Source organism: Paenibacillus kobensis NBRC 15729, from assembly GCF_004000825.1.
In the GTDB taxonomy this organism is placed as follows: domain Bacteria; phylum Bacillota; class Bacilli; order Paenibacillales; family Paenibacillaceae; genus Paenibacillus_T; species Paenibacillus_T kobensis.
This window is the reverse complement of sequence record NZ_BILZ01000010.1, coordinates 57,931-78,966: the sequence shown is the minus strand read 5'-3', so window position 1 is coordinate 78,966 and position 21,036 is coordinate 57,931. Positions and strand designations below refer to the sequence as shown.

Here is a 21,036-nt window from a genome sequence, read left to right as displayed (position 1 = left end):
GGGCGGTTTGAATGGTATTAGACCCAGAGATTAAGGCACAACTGAATCAATACCTTCAATTGATGGAAGGCGACGTGCTGATCAAGGTCAGCGCAGCTGACGATCAAGTATCCCAAGACATGCTGGCGCTGATGGATGAAATCGTCAGCATGTCCTCCCGTATCCAAGTGGAGAAAGCGGATCTTCAGAGAACGCCTAGCTTCAGCGTGAACCGTCCAGGAGAGGATACAGGCATCGTATTCGCCGGTATTCCGCTTGGCCACGAGTTTACGTCTTTCGTACTGGCACTGCTGCAAGTCAGCGGCCGGGCGCCGAAAGTCGAGCAGGAAGTGATCGATCAAATCCGCAGCATCCGCGGCGAATACAAGTTCGAGTCGTTCATCAGCTTGAGCTGCCATAACTGTCCGGACGTCGTGCAGGCGCTGAACCTGATGAGCTTGCTCAATCCAGGTGTATCGCATACGATGATCGACGGCGCAGTATTCAAGGAAGAAGCAGAAGAACGGAAAGTAATGGCCGTTCCTTCCGTCTTCCTGAATGGCGAGTTTTTCAGCGGCGGACGTATTTCGGTCGAGGAGATTTTGGCCAAAATCGGTACGACGCGCGACGATTCGGAGCTGTTCGACAAGAAACCGTTCGACGTGCTCGTTGTCGGCGGCGGCCCTGCCGGCGCGAGTGCGGCAATCTATGCCGCGCGCAAAGGCATCCGTACCGGCATCGTAGCAGAACGCTTCGGCGGCCAAGTGATGGACACGGTCGGCATCGAGAACTTCATCAGCATGAAGTACACCGAAGGTCCGAAGCTTGCTGCCAGCCTTGAAGAGCACGTGAAGGAATATAACGTCGATGTTATGAAGCTTCAGCAGGCGAAACGGATCGAGAAGCGGGACTTCATCGAAGTCGAGCTTGAGAACGGCGCCGTGCTGAAGAGCAAGACGGTTATTCTGTCCACGGGCGCACGCTGGCGCAACGTCGGCGTGCCTGGCGAAGCGGAATTCAAGAACAAAGGCGTAGCCTATTGCCCGCATTGCGACGGTCCGTTGTTCACGGGCAAGCGCGTAGCGGTTATCGGCGGAGGCAACTCCGGCGTCGAGGCGGCCATTGATCTTGCGGGCATCGTCAGCCACGTTACCGTTCTGGAGTTCAATCCGGAATTGAAAGCAGACAGCGTGCTGCAGGACCGTCTGTACAGCTTGCCTAACGTTACCGTTCTGACGAACGTTCAGACGAAAGAGATTACCGGATCCGACAAGGTGAACGGGATCACTTACATTGAACGCGATTCCGGCGGCGAACAGCATGTCGAGCTGGAAGGCGTATTCGTCCAGATCGGTCTCGTTCCGAATACCGACTGGCTCGGCGATACGATCGAACGGACTCGTTTCGGCGAGATCGTGGTGAATAACCACGGCGCGACGAACTTGCCAGGCGTATTCGCAGCAGGCGACTGCACGAACAGCCCTTACAAGCAAATTATTATTTCGATGGGATCGGGCGCGACCGCTGCACTCGGAGCATTCGATTATCTCATCCGGAATTAATCGCAGATTTTACTTTTACGGCCGCTCCGCACTCGAATGAGTGTGGGGCGGCCTTTTGCTGTGCGGTTCTAACCGTATTTCTGCGGGCTCCTTTTTATTGTGTTCAATGAGGTTGACAATACTCGAGAAGTCGTTTATTATTATTTATACCCATAGGGGTATACGTAGTGAAATGGTTTATCCCATCCTAAGTGAAAAGGGAAGGAGCTGTTCGGTTAACAGTAGTATTGTTGAATGGATTCAGCCTATTTTTTTGCTTTGACACATACCCCGTAGGGTATAATGCGTTAAAAATCACAACTAGAGAAGGAGCGGGTCCGAATGGATATGAGTTTAAGTTGGATCATCACCTTGTTCGCAATCGGGTTTATCGGTTCATTCATTTCCGGCATGGTTGGCATCGGTGGATCGATCATTAAATACCCTATGCTGCTTTATATTCCACCAGCGCTCGGCTTTGTTGCATTTACGGCTCAGGAAGTGTCGGCGGTCAGCGCAGTACAAGTATTTTTCGCAACTATTGCTGGCGTATTCGCCTATCGCGGAACCGGATTGATTAACAAGAGACTGGTATGGATGATGGGCGTTCCGATTGTAATTGGAAGCTTCATCGGGGGATATGGATCGAAATTTATGCCTGACTCGGCCATTAATATCACGTATGCGTTGCTTGCCCTAATAGCGGCCGTAATGATGTTCATGCCGAAGAAAGGTACGGATAGCGGAGACTACAACAATCTGCAATTCAATGGAGCGATTGCATCTGTATCTGCGGCGATAGTTGGTTTGTTGTCAGGCGTTGTAGGTGCAGCGGGGGCATTTATTACCGTACCGATCATGCTCGTTATTCTTAAAATTCCGACGAGGGTCGCGATCGCCTCTTCGCTTGCCATTACGTTCATCTCCTCCATTGGTTCTACCGCCGGCAAGGTAATGGGCGGACATATGCTGTTGATCCCATCGATCGTTATGATCGTTGCGAGTATTGCGGGTTCGCCTATTGGCGCGAAGCTGGGACAGAAGATGAATGTCAAAGCATTACAAGGTCTGCTCGCTGTGTTGATTACTGCTACGGTCATCAAGATTTGGATCGACATTTTAGCGTAATTACCTGAAAATGCACAATTTTTTCGGTTGAAATTATACCCCATAGGGTATATGATAAGAACAAGTTGATGAATGCATTACATTCCTCATCACAAAGAGGCATGCTGAAGAAGGAGGTGAGTTCACTTGGATCAGAATCTTGCAATTAATATCGTTATTGCAGTCGCTATTGCCTGGTTTATCGCGACTCGCTTCTCAGGCGTGAAAGGACTCCGAACCTTAAAAGCTGATCAGCTGAATGATGAGCTGAAGGCGAACCGTCATCACGTACTCATTGATGTGCGCGAACCGGGCGAAGTGAAGCAAGGCTACATTGCAGGAGCAACGAACATCCCATTGTCTCAGTTCAAGCAGCGGATCGGCGAAATTCCGTTGGACCGCAGCATCTATCTATATTGCCGCAGCGGAATGAGAAGCAAACAAGCCGCGCGGCTGCTATATAAATCCGGATACCGGAAGCTGGCGCATTTGCAAGGCGGCATTATGACATGGAGAGGCCAATTAAAGAAATAAGGAGCGAGTTCAAATGGCAGGCAAGTTCTCGAAAGCCGTAACGACAGAGCAAGTTGCTGAGTGGATCGAGCAAGGGAAGACGATGCAAATCGTAGATGTCCGCGAGCAAGACGAATGGGATTCTGGCCATATTAGCGGAGCGAAGCATATCCCGCTCGGGATGATTGGCAGCAGGCATACAGAGCTTGATCCGAAGAAGGAGACGGTTATGGTATGCCGCAGCGGCAACCGCAGCGGACTGGCCTGTGAGCTGTTGGAATCTCTCGGCTATAACGTCAGCAATATGACAGGCGGCATGATGAATTGGGCCGGAAATATCGAATAACGACTATTAGTGAATCAAGACACAGATTGCCCGCCCGAGCGGCAAAAAATTTTTAAATCCACCATACCCCCAAGGGTATATAAAAAGGAGCGAACACAAATGACAAACACAACTGCAACGTATCAATCCATGACCGCGAAGGAAGTCACCCGTTTTATTGTCGACAAGAAGCCGTTGTTTATTCTGGACGTTCGCAATGAAGAGAATTACAGCGATTGGCGGATTGAAGGCGAGACGGTAGAGTCGGTCAATATTCCTTACTTTGAATTGCTCGAAGGCGTGGAAGCCGCAATCGAACGTATCCCGGCAGAAGGAACGGTATTGGTCGTGTGCGCCAAGGAAGGATCGTCAATATTCGTTGCAGAGCAGCTGGCGGAAGCGGGCCGGAGTGATGTGTTCTATCTGGAAGGCGGCATGCGGGCTTGGAGCGAGTATTTGGAGCCTGTGAAAGTTGCGGACTTGCAGAGCGGAGGAGAGCTTTATCAATTCGTCCGAATCGGTAAAGGCTGCTTGTCCTATATGATCGTATCCGATGGCGAAGCGGCTGTCATCGATGCCGTCCGAATGACGGACGCATTCGAACAGCTCGCAGCAGAGAAAGGCGTAAGCATTAAGCATGCGATCGATACGCACTTGCATGCGGACCACATCTCCGGCGGACGGACCCTTGCCGAGAATACGGGCGCATCTTACTGGCTCCCGCCGAAGGATGCTGGAGAAGTTCAGTTCAAGTACGAGGCGCTTCAAGACGGCAATGAAATTACGGTCGGCGGGACGCGCATCGCGATTCAGGCGCTGTATTCGCCGGGCCATACGATCGGCAGCACGTCCTTTATCGTGGACGACCGTTACTTGCTCTCGGGCGACATCTTGTTCGTGGAGTCGATCGGACGTCCGGACCTTGCTGGTCTGGCGGAAGATTGGGTAAGCGATCTGCGCGAGACGCTGTACAGCCGTTACAAGGAGCTCTCGGAAGAGCTGATTGTACTTCCAGCACACTTTGGCAAAATAACCGAGCTCGGCGAAGGCGGCCAAGTGTCTGCCCGGCTAGGTGATCTGTATAAGCATAATCCGGGTCTGAACATTCAGGACGAAACCGAGTTCCGGCGCACCGTTACGGAGAACTTGCCGCAGCAGCCTAACGCCTATCAAGAAATCAGGCAAGTGAATATGGGCAAAATCGCTCCGTCCGCTGAAGATCAGCGCGAGATGGAGATCGGTCCTAACCGCTGTGCGGTCCACGATAAGTAACCACAACATTCGAATAATCGAAGGAGGATTTTAACTATGACTATTCATGCCAATATACAAGTTGATCTTATGCTCGACTGCAAGGGGCTCGCTTGTCCGATGCCGATCGTGAAGACGAAGAAAGCAATCGAATCGGTACAGCCGGGACAGGTCGTGGAGATGCAGGCGACGGATAGAGGATCGATCGCCGACATTCAGAGCTGGGCGAGATCGACAGGACATCAATACTTGGGCACGCTCGAGGAAGAGGGCGTCTTGAGGCATTATCTTCGCAAATCGAGTCCGCATGAGGTGAAGCAGGAGTCGGCTTATCCGGTCACCATCTCAACGGAGGAGCTGCAAGTGAAGCTTGCGGGAGGCGAGGCGATAACGGTATTGGACGTGCGGGAGCCAGCCGAATATGCTTTTGCGCACGTAACCGGCGCTGTTTCCATTCCGCTTGGCGAACTGGCCAACCGCATCGGTGAACTGAATGGCAATAGCCCGATCGCAGTTATTTGCCGGACCGGCGTTCGAAGCGATATGGCATGCCAACTGCTGCAGGCCCAAGGTTTTGCGCAAGTCGTGAATGTAGTGCCTGGCATGACGGGATGGACGGGGCCGGTCGAGAAGTTGAACTAATTTTGAACGAATGAAGACAGAAAACCAACCAAATTTGAGGAGGATTTTATAATGCATAAAGATTTAGTTGTCGATACGAAAGGTCTGGCATGCCCAATGCCGATTGTGAAAGCGAAGAAAGCGCTGGATAGCCTTCAAGCCGGACAAGTGATGGAAGTGCTGTCGACGGACAAAGGATCGGTAAACGATTTCCAAGCCTGGGTGAAGCAGACGAACCATGAACTGATCAAGCACGAGGAAGAGCAGGGCGTCTACAAATTTTACGTCCGCAAAGTCTAAACAGGAGAGGGGAACGTTAACCGATATGGAACAAACGGGTAAGAAAAAAACGACGATCGTATTGTTCAGCGGCGATTACGATAAGGCTATGGCAGCTTTCATTATAGCGAACGGCGCAGCAGCTTATGACCACGAAGTTACGATTTTCTCCACCTTCTGGGGGCTGAATACGCTGCGCAAGGACCAGCCGGTTCAGACGAACAAAGGGCTGCTGGAAAAAATGTTCGGATGGATGATGCCGCGCGGCGCCAACAAGCTTGGCTTGTCACGCATGCAGATGCTTGGCATGGGGCCGAAAATGATTAAGCATGTCATGAAGAAGCATAATGCGCTGACACTGCCCCAACTGATTGAGCTATCGCAGGATCTGGGCGTCAAGATGGTCGCTTGTACGATGACGATGGATCTGCTTGGCTTGCAGAAGGAAGAGCTGCTCGACGGCATCGAGCTGGGCGGGGTAGCGGCTTACTTGGGCGACGCATCGGAAGGAAACGTGAACCTGTTTATATAAAATGCTGACAAAGGGTATGAGCGCGAACGAATTTGTCTTATACTATACCCATACTCGTACTTGTAATCGTACTTGTAACAATCGAACAGGAAGGGATGGGGAACAGATGGACTATCATTACCCGGATGAGATCAAAGCACGGTTGAAGCGGATCGAAGGACAAGTTCGCGGCGTACTGCGCCTCATGGAGGAAGGAAAGCCATGTAAGGATGTTGTCGGCCAGCTGTCGGCAGTCCGTAATGCGTCCGACCGGGCGATCGCGCAGATCGTCGCCGAGAATCTTCAGCAATGCCTTCTGGACGAGCAGACGTCAGGCGGAGATACAAGCAAGCTCGTGAAGCAGGCGGTTGAGCTGCTTGTGAAGAGCAGATAATGATCGCTAAATCATGACCGAAGGCACGATAGAGGTGAATGGTATCGTGCCGGGGTTTCAAATAAGCAAGTGAATAGAGCAGCTGCCGGTTGAACGGCGGCTGCTCTTTGTTGTGCTCGGGAGGTTATCACCGCTCCGCACAGGTTTGCTCCGTGGTATAATTTGGGTAAAAGCAGTCCGTTTGTCTTCCTAGCCGATTGGCTGCGAATTTATTGGCGGAGAGGAATGATCGATATGAACGAATGGATTACCCAATTGTATCAATACAATGTTTGGGCCAATGATCGGGTGCTGCAGCATCTCCAATCGCTGCCAGCGAATCTGTTTCATCAGGAAGTAGATTTAGGTTTCCGCTCGATTGCGGAAGCGGTAGGCCATCTTGCTGCAGCAGATGAAGTGTGGTTCGCACGGATACAGGAACAAGCGCCGCCGCCGTTATCGGCGAGGGTGTTCTCCGATGTTGAAGAAGCCCGCCGGCACAGGGACGAATTGCAATCGCGGATGCGGTTGTTTTTGTCCAACACGGATGTACAGAAGCGGGTGACCTACAGCAACACGGCAGGCCAATCTTTCACCAATTCCATTGCCGAGATCATCCAGCAAGTCGTGAATCACGGAACTTACCATAGAGGCAATGTAACGACGATACTTAGAAGTCTCGGGTATAACGGGACGATGACCGACTTTATCGCTTTTATAAGAACGTTATGAGCTGTGGAGACTCGCCGATTAGGCGAGTTTTTTCGTGTACGGACGATTTAAGGGACGCAGAAAGACGCTTATTGAGCTGGGCAGCCTGTTGAGTGTGAAATAAGAGTCCCGTAAGGGCTCTTACGGCCATCGAAGACACGAATTCGGGGGATATGCGAGCAATTAAGAGACGTTGAGAGTTACTTATTTATTGGAGAGACGACCGTTTGATTGATTAAGGGTCTCTTAGGGACTCTTATTTTCCAAGGGACGGGTGCGAGCGAAGGTACAAGTGCAAGTGCAAGAAATAGCCAGCGGTGCAAACAATCGAAACGCTTTAGCGGCTAAAGCAAAATGGGTCAAACGCTTTGCTCAGTCTATGTAGGAGGTGCCGCGATTCCGCTACTATAGATCACGGGGGCGCAATTAGTCGGCCTTATCCAAATCGTTGGTAGGAGGGTATCGAATGATAAGTTTGCTCAAGTCTAAACGTTTCTCGATTTTATTATCTTCCGTTTTCCTCGGTTCCGCTATTTTGGTTGGACAGGCGGTTGCCGCGGCACCGGATGCTTCCGCGATGAATCGGTCTCATTGTGAGTCCATGGCGGCTGCTTCTCCGGTGAAGCCCGGCAATAAGCAGTACTCCCTCGATGCACGCGTAGAGAAGATTGATGGGGAGTATTATTTGAAGCTCTTCACGAATCTCAAGCTGACCGACAACAACTACGGAGGTGCGCCTGTCGCTGGACAAGGCCATGTCCACTACTATCTCGACGGTCAAATTACGGGCCCGATCACGAGCAAGAAGCTGTTTAAGCTCACGAACTTACATCAAGGTACGAACAAAATTCGTCTGGTGCTCGCCGAGAACAATCATGTCGAGGATTTCGGATCGGAAGCTTTTGAGGAACTGACGGTCGTAGTCGGGTAATTCGCACATCATTGCAAAGCAGCCTGACGTAGTACACATGAGATTACGGATAGGAGCCAGCAATGCCCTTTCACTCTCCCCCCATGCGGAGTGAAGGGGCATTGCTGCGTTTATGGCTGATTTATTGGTGTGTTTCTTATAAGCTTTGCGGATTTTCGGTCAAGTATGCCATTTTCCGTTCGTTGTTTAAATTCAGTTTATAAATGCGCGATAAGATGGTCTCATCACATACGACGCAGGAGGAAATAAACGATGAATGTTATCCAACAACGCAGCATCGCACCGAACAACGGAGATTGGGCGGTGGAGGCGAATGGGCTTGTCAAAATATTCGGCGATAACAAGGCGGTAGACGGTGTTGACTTAAAGGTGCGGGCAGGTTCGATCTACGGTGTCCTTGGTCCCAACGGAGCGGGCAAGACGACGACGATCCGGATGCTGGCGACGCTGCTCAGGCCGGATGCAGGCACGGGCCGCATCTTCGGTTACGATGTCGTGAAGGACGCATCGATCGTTCGGCAGTTGATCGGCGTTACCGGCCAATATGCATCGGTCGACGAGTCGCTGAGCGCGACCGAGAACCTGATCATCTTCTCCCGGCTGCTCGGACTGGGACGTGCAGAAGCCCGCCGCAAGTCGGAGGAGCTGCTGGAGGAATTCGGACTGACGGAAGCCGCGAAGCGGCCGCTCAAAAACTTCTCCGGCGGCATGCGGCGGCGCCTCGATCTGGCTGCGAGCTTGATTGCGCAGCCGCCGCTCATCTTCCTGGATGAGCCGACGACCGGTCTTGACCCGAGAACCCGCGCGCAAATGTGGGAAACGATCCGCAAGCTCGTTAAGACAGGTTCGACCGTACTGCTGACGACGCAATATTTGGATGAAGCCGATCAACTGGCGGACCGGATTGCGGTCATCGACCGCGGCCACGTCGTCGCGGAAGGGACGGTCGATGAATTAAAAACGTCTGTCGGCACATCGTCCCTTCATCTAAGAGTGCAGAATGCGAACCATACCGCAGCGGCTCGCCAGACCGTCGAGAACGTGCTCGGAATTGCGACTAGCTTGACTTCCGAAGCGGGGACGATCACGGCACCGATGGCGAACGCGGACCTAGTGACGGATCTGCTGATCTCCTTGCGCGAGCAAGGCATCCAGCTTGCAGAGATGAGCGTGCAGAAGCCGACGCTCGACGAAGTGTTTTTGACCATTACAGGACATGGCGTCAAGGAGGAAGCATAACGATGAACAGTACGGCAATTAAAACAGGGGTAAGCAAACGCCCGCTCAGAAAATATACGAGCTTCCGCCAATCGGTGCGGAACTCGCTTACGATGGCATACCGGGGATTGTTGAAAATCCGGCGTACGCCGGAGCAGCTGTTCGACGTTACGCTGCAGCCGATTATTTTTACGCTGATGTTCACGTACATCTTCGGCGGCGCAATATCCGGCGATGTGCAAAGCTATTTGCCTGTCATTATTCCCGGCATCCTGGTGCAGACTGTGATCAGTACGTCGATTGTAACCGGCGTGCAGCTGCGCGAGGATATGGACAAAGGTGTATTCGACCGTTTCAAATCGCTGCCGATCGCTCGTGTTGCTCCGCTGGCAGGTGCGCTGTTGGCGGATACGATTCGCTATACGATAGCAACGGTGCTCACATTCGGGATGGGCTATATTATGGGCTTCCGGCCTGATGGCGGCTTTGGCTACGTTGCTCTTTCCGGGATTCTTGTCATCGCCTGCTCGTGGGCGGTCAGCTGGATTTTCGCTTTCTTCGGCGTCATCGCGCGGACGGCATCCAGCGTACAGGGCATATCGATGCTCGTGCTGTTCCCGCTTACGTTCCTGTCGAATGCGTTCGTACCGGTCGATACGATGCCCGACTGGCTGCAATGGTTCGTCAATATTAACCCGGTTTCGCATCTCGTCTCCGCAGTCCGGGAAATGGTGAATACCGGCCATATCGGCTCTGAAATTGTCTACTCGCTGATCGGCGCGCTTGCCATCGTCGTTATCTTCGCACCGCTCACCGTTCGTGCCTATATGCGCCGTACCTAGTTAGCTGAAGTGGATTCAAGCCTGCAGAACGCAATAATTCTGCAGGCTTTTTGCTGTGATTAGGTCCAATAGCATGCAACTTTAGGAGGTGGGAATAAGTTGGTTCAAAGCGCTGGGAATGCTATAACCGCGCTGCAAAATGATCGGCTGACAAGGCTGCTGGACAAACTCTTATGTGAAAAGTGAACGGATTCTGTGAAAATGTTAATGATTTATCTGCAATGTTATGTGGTACAATTTGCCTAGCCAGAAAGCCGAAACCTATATTTTCGCTAGGAGGTACGCATGATCAGAGGCAGCAAGCTGATTAGAAGACTTACTTGCATGATAGGGCTAGGAATGTTTTTGCTTTGTTTAGGACCGCTTGCGGTCGTGTCCGCAGCAGACAATGCAGCGGGCGTATCGATTACACTGGACGGCGAGAAAGTGAAGCTGTCCGACTCGGCAATCGTTCGGGATGGCCGAACTTATGTGCCAGTTGCTCCTATCGCTAGGATGCTTGGAGCGAATGTCAGCTGGGACAGTGATAATGAAGAACTCACCTTAAATACAGCACTGAACGATACCGCTGTTTTCGGCAACGGGGTACCGGTCGTATATTTCAATGAAGTACGCTATCGGATGGATGCGCTTCCATTCACGAACGACGGAAGACTGTATGTGCCGCTTCGTCAATTGGCCGATGTGCTTCATGCGGATTTGAACTGGAAGACGTCATCGGACGTTGCTGAGCTGGCATCTGTACTTCCTGAGACGGTTACGGATGAGCGCGGTCTGGACGAGATCAGCAAGGATTTCGGCATCGACAAGACGGAGCTGCTGAAGCGTAACGGATTGGACGGCAAGACGAAGATCAAATCAGGTGCGAAGCTGAAAGTGATTATCCCTTCGTTCCTCGACAACCCGGCGCCATCGTTCACTGAATCGGATCTGGCGCTGCTCGCGAAGATTACGATGGTGGAAGCGGGCAACGAATCGTACGAAGGTATGCTGGCCATCGCCAACGTCATACAGAACCGGGTGAACGACTCGCGGTTTCCGGATACGATCCGCGGCGTTATTTATTCCGGGAAGCAGTTCCCGCCGGCTCACAACGGATTGCTGGATAAGAGCAAGCCGAATGCAACCGCTCAGCGTGCGGCTAAGGATGCGCTCAACGGGAAGAATAACGTCAAGGACGCGGTCTATTTCTTCAATCCCGCCGTATCGGGCGGACCGTTCTGGGACGGACTGGACGTCGTCGTCACGATTGGCAGCCACAGCTTTGCGAAGTAACAGAACACGCCCTCCGGGGCGTGTTTTTTGTTGATTTCAGCGGGTTTCGAGTGGTATCGGCTGCCAATTCGCTGCTTTATAACTAAAAGTAATTCTTTTTATAAAATATATTATAGACAAATATCGACGAAGTCGTTGAACGTTGCGCTGGACTGGGTTAGTATTAAGGTAGTATAAAAAGCACAGTAACCTAGTCGGATTTTTACAGATTGATGCGAGGTGGATGTAGTTGCAACTTCAAGTGACGAATAGTCCGTTCACGAGCGAGCAGGCAGAACTGCTGAATAAGCTGCTCCCGACTTTGACGGAATCTCAAGTAAATTGGCTGAATGGATTTTTGACCTTTTATCGTGCAGGCAATGTAAGTGCAGCCGTATCGGAATTGGCTAGCGGTGCCGTGCTGGAAGCACCTGCTTCTGCGCCGGCGGCAGCAGTTGTACCGCAATTGCCGCGCGAAGCGACGATTCTGTTCGGATCGCAGACGGGCAACTCGCAGCGTCTTGCCGGTCGACTGGCAGAGAAGCTGAAGGGTCAAGGCTTCGAGGTAACGCTGTCGGCTATGAACAAATATAAAACGAACAAGCTGAAAGAAACGCCTTACTTGTTCATCGTAGCAAGCACGCATGGCGAAGGCGACCCGCCGGACAATGCGATGACGTTCTACGAATTCCTCAATGGCAAACGCGCTCCGAAGCTGGAAGGAACGAAGTTCTCCGTTCTGGCGCTGGGCGACACGTCGTATGAGTTCTTCTGCAAAACAGGCCAAGATTTCGATGCCCGCCTCGCCGAGCTTGGCGCAGAGCGCATCGTGGACCGCGTCGATTGCGACGTCGATTTCGAAGATGCGGCGGCCGGCTGGCTGTCGGCAGTCAGCACTGCGGTAACGGCAGCACCGGCTGCATCGCAGGCAACTGCAGTTGCTGCACCGGCAGCAGGCGCAGCTTCCGCTGCGGCTGAATCGGAGTACACGCGTGCGAATCCGTTCATGGCGGAAGTGCTCGAGAACTTGAACCTGAACGGCCGCGGCGCTGACCGCGAGACGCGTCACCTCGAGATCTCGCTCGAAGGCTCCGGTCTGACTTATGCGCCAGGCGATGCAGTAGGCGTATACCCGCAGAACGATCCTTCCCTCGTCGAAGAGATTATTGCGGTCCTGAACTGGAATGCAGAGGAAGCGGTTCCGGCTGGCAAAGCGGGAGAGACGGCTTCGCTGCGTACAGCACTGACGCACCATTACGAAATTACGGTGCTGACGAAGCCGCTGCTTGAGAAAGCCGTTGCTTTCTCTGGCAATGCGAAGCTTGCTGAACTGGTGAAACCGGACAACAAAGAAGAGCTGAAAGCGTACATGAACGGCCGCGATCTGCTCGATCTGCTTCGCGACTTCGCGCCATGGACGCTCAAGGCGCAGGACGTTGCAACGCTGCTCCGCAAGCTGCCGCCGCGTCTGTACTCGATCGCGAGCAGCTTGAATGCTCACCCGGAAGAAGTGCATTTGACGATTCGGAAGGTCGAATACGAAGCACACGGCCGCGAGCGCAAAGGCGTATGCTCGGTCTATACATCCGAGCGTCTGCAAGCAGGCGACAAGCTGCCGATCTTCATTCAGCAGAACCCGAACTTCAAACCGCCGGTCAATCCGGATACGCCGGTTATCATGGTTGGTCCTGGCACGGGCGTTGCACCGTTCCGCGCATTCATGGAAGAGCGCGAAGAGTCGGGCGCAGCAGGCAAGACTTGGCTGTTCTATGGCGACCGCCATTTCGTAACGGACTTCCTGTATCAGACGGACTGGCAGCGTATGTTGAAGGACGGCGTTTTGTCGAAGCTGGAAGTTGCCTTCTCCCGTGATTCGGACGAGAAAGTATACGTACAGCACCGGATGCTTGAGCACGGACAAGAGCTGTACAAGTGGCTGCAAGACGGCGCGCATGTGTATGTGTGCGGCGACGAGAAGCATATGGCTCATGACGTACAAGCGGCGTTTATCTCGATCATTGGACAATTCGGAGGCAAGTCTCCTGAAGAGGCAGCAGCCTACCTGTCCGAACTGCAAGAGCAAGGCCGTTACCAACGCGACGTCTATTAATCGCTTGAGCAAGAGCGATATCAATAAATGTAGTACACTGCATGTTCCCATCAAAGTGGGCTAAGGAGCGATCAGCACTAATGGCAAAAACAAAAGTACAGCCGGTCGGCGGACCGCCGAGCGACGTCGAACACCTGAAACTAGAAAGTAACTACTTGCGCGGATCGTTGGTCGAGTCACTGTCGAACCGGATTACGGGCGGCTTGCCGGAGCTCGACAACCGCCTTCTGAAATTCCACGGCAGCTATATGCAGGACGACCGTGATTACCGCAACGAGCGTGAGAAGCAAAAGCTCGAGCCTTACTATCAATTCATGCTTCGCGTTGTAACGCCGGGCGGCGTCTCGACGCCTGAGCAATGGCTCGTCATGGACGAATTGGCAGACAAATATGGTACGGGCAGTCTCAAGCTGACGACGCGCCAAGCGTTCCAGCTGCACGGCGTCCTGAAATGGAACTTGAAGAAGACGATTCAAGAAATCCATGATGCGATGCTGACGACATTGGCTGCTTGCGGCGACGTTAGCCGTAACGTCATGTGCAACCCGAATCCTTACCAATCGGACATTCATAGCGAAGTGTTCGGCTGGTCGCAGAAGCTGACGTCTCATCTCGCGCCGAAGACTCCTGCATACCATGAGATCTGGCTCGATGGCGAGAAGGTTGTAGACAGTGCTGAGGAACAAGGCGAAGTTGAACCCATCTATGGCAAAGTCTATTTGCCTCGTAAGTTCAAGATCGGTATCGCTGTTCCGCCTTCTAACGATGTTGACGTCTATTCGCAGGACCTTGGTTACATCGCGATCGTGGAAGACGGCAAGCTCGTCGGCTTCAACGTCTGCGTTGGCGGCGGCATGGGCATGACCCATGGCGATACGGCTACGTACCCGCAGCTTGCGAAAGTCATCGGCTTCGTAACGCCAGACCAAATTCTCGATGTAGCAGAGAAAACCGTTACGATTCAGCGCGACTATGGCAACCGTTCCGTACGGAAATATGCGCGCTTCAAATATACGATCGACCGCCACGGCCTCGATTGGTTCGTAGACGAGCTGCATGACCGTCTTGGCTGGGAGCTTGCTCCTGCGCGCGAATTCAATTTCGAGCATACGGGAGACCGTTACGGCTGGGTTAAAGGCAAGGACGGCAAGTGGAATCTGAACCTATATGTTCAAGGCGGCCGTGTCGTTGACTCGGAAGGCAATAAGCTCAGAACAGCTCTTCGCGAGATCGCGAAGATCCATACGGGCGATTTCCGCCTGACGGCGAATCAGAACCTGGTAATCGCCAATGCGACTGCTCAGAAGAAGACCAAAATCGCTGCCATTCTGAAGGAACACGGCGTCGAGGAAGGTACGAACTATTCGGCGCTTCGCCGCAGCGCAATCTCTTGCGTAGCATTGCCAACGTGCGGCCTAGCGATGGCGGAAGCTGAGCGTTATCTGCCGACGCTGATCGAGAAGCTGGAGCCGATTCTGGAGCAAGCGGGTCTGGGCGATAAAGAAATCAACATCCGGATGACGGGCTGCCCGAACGGCTGCGGACGTCCAGCGCTTGGCGAGATTTCGTTCATCGGTAAGGCGCAAGGCAAGTACAACATGTATATGGGCGCTGGCTTCTCCGGCGACCGCCTGAGCAAGCTGTACCGCGAGAACATCGGCGAGGACGAAATTATCGGTACGCTGACGCCAATCATTAACCGCTACGCAGCGGAGCGCAACGAAGGCGAGCACTTCGGCGATTTCGTTATCCGCGCTGGCTATGTTAAAGAAGTAACGGACGGCACGAATTTCCACGAGTAATCGCTTAAGGGCGGTGCAGAGCTTGTCTCTGCACCGCTTTTTTTTGTTTTGGATGCGCAGGACTAGGAAGATGAGAGTGCTGCTGCGCCATCCGCTCCAGCTGACCCGACTGGGTTGCTTCGCTAATAACTCGAAGCGTGTCTAGGTGCGCAGCCGTCTGCTTCGCTTTTTTGCGGTGTTTGCAACGTCCGCAACATCCGCAATATTCGCAACGTCTGCACCGCCAGAAACGTCTGCGCTAACGAATCGTAGCGTGCTTATTTCAGCGAAAATGCACTAAAAACAAATCTAACGAACTCCAGCGACGCTATTTTGCTCAATCGTACCTGAAAGCCACCGAAATGGTGCAAATAACGCTTCCTGAGTTCGTTAGAAACTCAAACGTGCTGATTATGCCAGAATAAGCGCTCCTGGATTCGTTAGAGCTGGCACGTAAGTGAGTTACAGAGTTACTCGGTTCGTAATACATACGTTCGATACCGGCTCTTACCGCTTGCAACGCCCATCAACTCGGATTCCACAAGGCTGTGCAAGATTCGCCGAGCATGTGGAATGGTTACCCGCAAATGTTCGGCAAGATCCGCCGGATCAAAAGGGCGGAACCGCCGTCTTGCAAAACGAATCGTTTCGGCTTCGAGCCAATTCAATCCCTTGGGGACGTCTGCCGCAATTAATTTACCGATAAAGGACAAGATCAATTGCTGGCATCGCTTCGGTTCTTCGATGATGGAGGGGTAAGCAACCGGGAGAAACAGCCAGTTATCAAGAGCCAACATAGAGTGCCGCCAGCACAAGTCTTTGAAACGTCTCACATCAAGATCTCGTGCGTGCGATCCGTAGCCTTGTATTTCAATTCCGCCTTTGACGCTGTGACTTGGGATGAAGGCGAGATCGATGTAACGATACCCGTTATTTGCATCGCGAACTTCCCATTCCGGGTACAGTCGATCGAAATTGCCGACAACGGGGAACCAGATGGTACGAACAAATTCCACCGTGCCGTGCCCTAGTCCTTTCTCCAGTAGCTCACGCCTTCTTGGGTTCATTTCTTGCCGCACTTGTTCCGCGATCCATTCATTGCACTTCTGCTCGAATTTTCTCATACCACCGCACCCCCAGGCCTTATAAAAAAACAAAAAGCCGCCCCGATACAAAGTATCGAAGCGGCGTGTGCTTCACAGCCGATTTACATTCATTGTAGCTCGTGGCTCCCTATTCGGCAATAGGGTTACATTTTGGATGGGGCGAGTTCGACGTACTATCCGCGACTCGTAGTGTTGCTCATTGATCTGGTGTCCAAAACGGTGCGTTATTGTAACTGGGATTACATCCTGCTGAAAGCAATTTTCGACAAATTATATTCCCCCTCCATAATGGATTTGTCCACCTTAACGCGAAAGAAAATATAGCCCATTATTATTTCCAAAGAACATTTTTACAATGTTGCTACAAATGAAATGGCGGTGATGAATCCCGAACAGCTCTTAAGCTACACCAGAAATACGCTTTAATTGCACCTTATAGTAGACTCGAACAGCTTCCTTCTCTCCCAGATCACCTCTCAGATCACTTCCCAGGTCACTTCCAAGATCACATCTTGCCAGGCAACCTCCAATTCAATCCTGCCCGATGACGCTTGTCTTCCTTTCAATGTCTGCCTACTAATTCAGATAGAGGTGAACCGATTGAACTTATCGATGACGAGAAACAAAGGAACGGCTATTCCGATCTGCCTCGTATTCGTATTGTTGATCAGTCTGTTATCCATCGTGCCAAGCGCCAGCGCGGAAGAAGGCGGCGGGACCCCAGCCAAGACGGGGCCTGCTAATTTGCGGATTGCTCAAGACGAGAATGGCAACGATTTAATTACGCACAATACGGCCAAAATTGCTTGGGATATGGTCGGTGACGAAACGAATAACAACGATATCGACATCTGGAATGCGGATACGAACGCGTGGGTCACGTGGGGTGACCGCAATAACCAGACGATTGGCGGTTTATTGCCGGAAACGACGTACCGCATCTATATTACGTGGTTTACCGACCGGCCTTCGCTTGATTACAAAAGCAATGTACTCGAATTTACGACCGCATCGGATACGAGCGAATATCCCGAACCGCCGCTAGCTCCTCCTCACCATTTGCATACGACAGCCATTACGGAATCCAGCGTGTCGCTTGCATGGACGGGAACTCCGGGCGCGAACGGCTACGATCTATATGTGAACGGAGCATGGAAACAAGGCGTATGGGACGGCTCGAATACCATTACCTACTCGCTTCCGGCAGAAGCGACAGTGACGGGCTCCGTATACAAGTTCGAAGTAGCAGCCCAGAACTTGCCGAAGACGTCGGCGAACAGCAACGCCGTTACGATTACGTGGGGCGAGCTGGCTGCACCGCGTGATGTACAAGCGGTAACGGCAACGCGCTCGGCCGTATCACTAGGCTGGGCAGAGACGCCGGGCGCGACCGGCTATGATATTTATGCGGACGGCTCATTGATCGGTTCGAGCAATGAGAACCGTTTTGCTGCAACATCGCTCGTAGAGGGACATGCCTATTCGTTTAAAGTCGTGGCGAAAAATGAGTTGTGGCGGTCACTGGACAGCGCTTCAATTACGGTCGTGCCTGGTGCAGATTACAACATCGTGTCGTACTATACGCTCTGGTCTGCCAGCGAGACGGGGCGGAACTTCAAGCCTTCGGCAGTGGACGTGTCTCAGGTTACCCATCTGAACTTCGCCTTCTCAGATCTGTGCTGGAGAGGCTTCGGATCAGGAGCTGCCGCTTGCCAGAATGAGAATATCCCGCTGCAGAAGGATTACGTTTTCGATGGTGAGATGATCGTTGGCGACGAGGCGGCAGACCCGGCGCTCTTCTCGGAATGGGCAGCGATTCGTGATGCGAATCCTCATCTGAAGCTGCTTATTTCCGTCGGCGGCTGGTCGTGGTCTAACAACTTCTCGAATATGGCCAGCACGGAAGAGACACGCCGCACGTTTGCCAACTCCGTCGTCGATTTCCTGAGAGCCTATAAGCTCGACGGCATCGATATCGACTGGGAGTATCCGGTGGAGGGCGGCGAAGACGACAATTCGCGGGCTCCTGAAGATCGGGAGAACTTCCTGCTAATGGCGAAGACCGTGCGTGAAGCATTGGATGCGGCAGGTTCAGTGGACGGCAAATATTATTTGCAGACGATAGCGGCAGGGCAAGGCGATAATTTCGTCGCGAACTCCGGTCTGGGCGAATCGTCCCGTTATCTTGATTATATTAATATTATGACGTACGACTACAGCGGCAGCTGGGATAAGCTGGCCCATCATAACTCACCGCTCTATTACGACCCTGCCCATCCTCAAGACACGGCACCTCGCAATCATGTGCTGGGCGGCGTGACGGGCGAGCTGAACGGAGGCGTGCCGAATTATAAAATCAATCTCGGCATTCCGTTCTACGGCAAGGGCTGGATCGGCTGTCCGGCAGACGGCCAGTACCAGACATGCGAAGGCGCGACGCCTTTCGGCACATGGGAGAACGGCGCTTTCGATTATACCGACATTGAGCAAAATTATTTGAAACATGACGGATACGTGAAGCATTGGAACGAAGCATCCAAAGCTGCTTATTTGTACAACGCGGATAACGGAGTATTCCTTACGTATAACGATGAGTCGTCGATGATGTATATCTCTTCGCTCGTGAAATCGCTGGACTTGCCGGGCGTTATGAGCTGGGAAATTAGCGGCGACCGCAACCGGACGCTGACGACGCGGCTTGCGCACGATTTGCCGATCGACGGGACGGCGGATGCGGATGCGCTTGCTGCTCCTTCGTCACTTGCGCTCGTATCTGCCGGAAGCAGCACGCTGGCAGTGAAATGGAATGCCGTCGAGCGGGCGACAGGATATGAAGTGTATGTTGGCCATACGTATGTTGGGAAGACGGCAGACACGCAGCTTGTGATCAGCGGTCTTACCGCGGATACGAGTTACGCCCTCAATGTGCTCGCCGTTGAGCGGGAAGGCGACGTGCTGCGCAATGTGTCAAGATTCAGCGACGAGCTCGCGGTGAAGACGAATGCGGCTCCGGTTGTGACGACAGGTCCGACAGGTCCAGTCGGCCCGACTAGTCCGGTGGAAGAGAAGCCGGCGAAGGAAGGGCTGGAGACGCGAATTGTAAAAGAAGGCGACAAGCTGATTGTCAGTCTGCCTGCGGATGCGGCTCTGAAAGCAATTAAGGACTCCGCGAACCCGGCATTCCCGATCGTGGTGGATGGCGCAGGGAAGCAAGCGGAAGTGGCTGTTCCGAAGGAAGTTATAGCTGCAATCTCTGCCAAAGATAAGAACGGTGCGCTTACCGTTCGTTGGAACGGCCTCGAGTTCAGCATCCCGGTCGCGGAGCTGCCGGTTTCTGCGGATGTTCGATTAACGATCGGGGCGCCGAGCGAATCGGAACTGGCGAAGTGGGCGAAGCTGCTCGCAGAGGGAGATTACACGGCGCTTGCAACGCCGATTTCGTTCAAGCTTGAGAGTAAGAATGAGGACGGTACTTTTAGCGATGTGAATACGGCAGAAGATCGCTATATCACACACTCCTTTGTTGTAAAAGGGACAAATATCGAGGAAAGCAAGGCTGCAGGCTTCGTCTACTCGCCGGAGTCCAACGAGCTGAGACCGGTGCCGGTCGTGTTCGTTCATAACGCCGGCGGAACGGTAACGGTACATTTGCTGCGCAAAGGAAACAGCGTGTATGGCATCGTGAAGACGGACGCGTCGTTTACGGACGCAATAGCGGGCTGGGCGCAAAAGGATGTCGAGTTGGCTGCCGCAAGGCTGATCGTACAGGCTGAAGCAGACGGTACGTTCGGCGGTTCCCGCGAACTGACACGCGCGGAAGTGGCAACATTACTTGTCAGGGCAATGGGAATCGTGCCGGACGGTTCGTCATCGGCTTTCAAAGATGTAGCAGAAGATTCCGCATATGCTGCCGACATCGCTGCTGCGAAGGAAGCAGGAATTGTGAATGGCAGAAGCGCTGACGTATTCGATCCGGATGCTGCCGTTACCCGTCAAGAGATGGCGGTAATGCTTGCAAAAGCACTGGCGTATGCCGGCAAGGAACAGCAGGCTTCGTCTGCGGCATTGGACCGTTTTGCAGATCAAGGGGCCGTGTCGGGATATGCGAAAGAAGCGGTCGCGCTGCTCGTCGAACAGGGTATTATGAAGGGGGTGTCGGCAGATAAGCTTGCTCCGAAGTCGAACGTGACCAAAGCGCAAGCTGCCGTACTCGTCATGAAGGTGTTGAGGTTCGCTGGATTAGCGAATTAATACAGAACCGCCCTGGAGGATGTCAGGGCTCCTTCCGGAGCAGTCTGCATTCTGCATTTTCTGTATGAACATTCAAATTTGATTTGAAAACGGCCTCCCGGCATGTTATCATAGGAAAAATTGTTAAGCAATGAAGAGAACCACGTACGGACCCGCTTGCGTTCAGAGAGCAGAGGAAACGCTGAGACCTTTGCCGTAAGCACTGTATAAGTCGTCTCGGAGCTGTTGACCGAAAGCCGAACGAAGCAGAGCGCTCATCCTGTCGTTCAGGCCAGTAGACTCAACCGAATCGCACACGTTAATGTGCTGCAGGTAAGGGAAGCCCCTTGCCT

Annotated in this window: 18 protein-coding genes; 17 read left to right on the top strand and 1 reads right to left on the bottom strand. The window is 52.8% G+C overall.

The window, feature by feature from the left end:
- Positions 1–11: 11 nt before the first annotated feature.
- The 16 genes from ahpF (at position 12) to cysI (ending at position 15,368) form a co-directional block, all read left to right on the top strand.
- Positions 12–1,541 (top strand): alkyl hydroperoxide reductase subunit F, encoded by a 1,530-nt coding sequence (gene ahpF / locus PKO01S_RS09010; protein WP_127530996.1) that lies wholly within the window; start codon positions 12–14, stop codon positions 1,539–1,541.
- A gap of 321 nt (positions 1,542–1,862) precedes the next feature.
- Positions 1,863–2,648, top strand: coding sequence for a sulfite exporter TauE/SafE family protein (locus tag PKO01S_RS09005; RefSeq protein WP_127530995.1), 786 nt, complete (start codon positions 1,863–1,865; stop codon positions 2,646–2,648).
- 126 nt (positions 2,649–2,774) lie between these two features.
- Positions 2,775–3,161, top strand: a complete 387-nt coding sequence (locus tag PKO01S_RS09000; protein ID WP_127530994.1) for a rhodanese-like domain-containing protein — start codon at positions 2,775–2,777, stop codon at positions 3,159–3,161.
- A 13-nt stretch (positions 3,162–3,174) separates the two neighbouring features.
- The gene (locus tag PKO01S_RS08995) at positions 3,175–3,486 is read left to right on the top strand and encodes a rhodanese-like domain-containing protein (protein WP_127530993.1); all 312 of its coding nucleotides are present in this window, start codon (positions 3,175–3,177) and stop codon (positions 3,484–3,486) included.
- A 99-nt stretch (positions 3,487–3,585) separates the two neighbouring features.
- Positions 3,586–4,737 (top strand): MBL fold metallo-hydrolase, encoded by a 1,152-nt coding sequence (locus PKO01S_RS08990; protein WP_127530992.1) that lies wholly within the window; start codon positions 3,586–3,588, stop codon positions 4,735–4,737.
- A gap of 36 nt (positions 4,738–4,773) precedes the next feature.
- Positions 4,774–5,358: a sulfurtransferase TusA family protein gene (locus PKO01S_RS08985; RefSeq protein WP_127530991.1), complete on the top strand. Its 585-nt coding sequence runs from the start codon at positions 4,774–4,776 to the stop codon at positions 5,356–5,358.
- A 51-nt stretch (positions 5,359–5,409) separates the two neighbouring features.
- Positions 5,410–5,637 carry a sulfurtransferase TusA family protein gene (locus PKO01S_RS08980; RefSeq protein ID WP_127530990.1) on the top strand — a complete coding sequence of 76 codons (228 nt, stop codon included), beginning with the start codon at positions 5,410–5,412 and terminating at the stop codon, positions 5,635–5,637.
- A gap of 25 nt (positions 5,638–5,662) precedes the next feature.
- Positions 5,663–6,148 (top strand): DsrE/DsrF/DrsH-like family protein, encoded by a 486-nt coding sequence (locus PKO01S_RS08975; RefSeq protein WP_127530989.1) that lies wholly within the window; start codon positions 5,663–5,665, stop codon positions 6,146–6,148.
- A gap of 106 nt (positions 6,149–6,254) precedes the next feature.
- Positions 6,255–6,521, top strand: a complete 267-nt coding sequence (locus PKO01S_RS08970) for a metal-sensitive transcriptional regulator (protein ID WP_127530988.1) — start codon at positions 6,255–6,257, stop codon at positions 6,519–6,521.
- A gap of 234 nt (positions 6,522–6,755) precedes the next feature.
- A complete protein-coding gene (locus PKO01S_RS08965) occupies positions 6,756–7,232 on the top strand; it encodes a DinB family protein (RefSeq protein ID WP_127530987.1) in 477 nt (158 codons plus the stop codon).
- A 445-nt stretch (positions 7,233–7,677) separates the two neighbouring features.
- Positions 7,678–8,142: a hypothetical protein gene (locus tag PKO01S_RS08960; RefSeq protein ID WP_127530986.1), complete on the top strand. Its 465-nt coding sequence runs from the start codon at positions 7,678–7,680 to the stop codon at positions 8,140–8,142.
- 252 nt (positions 8,143–8,394) lie between these two features.
- The gene (locus PKO01S_RS08955; RefSeq protein ID WP_127530985.1) at positions 8,395–9,381 is read left to right on the top strand and encodes an ATP-binding cassette domain-containing protein; all 987 of its coding nucleotides are present in this window, start codon (positions 8,395–8,397) and stop codon (positions 9,379–9,381) included.
- Between the two features lie 2 nt (positions 9,382–9,383).
- On the top strand, positions 9,384–10,202 hold the full coding sequence (locus PKO01S_RS08950; protein WP_127530984.1) for an ABC transporter permease: 819 nt from the start codon (positions 9,384–9,386) through the stop codon (positions 10,200–10,202).
- Positions 10,203–10,487: 285 nt separating this feature from the next.
- Positions 10,488–11,477: a cell wall hydrolase gene (locus PKO01S_RS08945; RefSeq protein WP_127530983.1), complete on the top strand. Its 990-nt coding sequence runs from the start codon at positions 10,488–10,490 to the stop codon at positions 11,475–11,477.
- A gap of 229 nt (positions 11,478–11,706) precedes the next feature.
- The gene (locus PKO01S_RS08940; RefSeq protein WP_127530982.1) at positions 11,707–13,566 is read left to right on the top strand and encodes an assimilatory sulfite reductase (NADPH) flavoprotein subunit; all 1,860 of its coding nucleotides are present in this window, start codon (positions 11,707–11,709) and stop codon (positions 13,564–13,566) included.
- An 80-nt stretch (positions 13,567–13,646) separates the two neighbouring features.
- Complete coding sequence (cysI, locus tag PKO01S_RS08935; RefSeq protein ID WP_127530981.1) at positions 13,647–15,368, top strand: assimilatory sulfite reductase (NADPH) hemoprotein subunit; 1,722 nt, start codon at positions 13,647–13,649, stop codon at positions 15,366–15,368.
- Positions 15,369–15,817: 449 nt separating this feature from the next.
- Here the strand turns inward: cysI and PKO01S_RS08930 are convergent, their stop codons facing one another.
- On the bottom strand, positions 15,818–16,471 hold the full coding sequence (locus tag PKO01S_RS08930; RefSeq protein ID WP_127530980.1) for a transcriptional regulator: 654 nt from the start codon (positions 16,469–16,471) through the stop codon (positions 15,818–15,820).
- A gap of 582 nt (positions 16,472–17,053) precedes the next feature.
- Here PKO01S_RS08930 and PKO01S_RS08925 point away from each other — a divergent pair.
- A complete protein-coding gene (locus PKO01S_RS08925; protein WP_246070505.1) occupies positions 17,054–20,704 on the top strand; it encodes a glycosyl hydrolase family 18 protein in 3,651 nt (1,216 codons plus the stop codon).
- Positions 20,705–21,036: the final 332 nt, after the last annotated feature.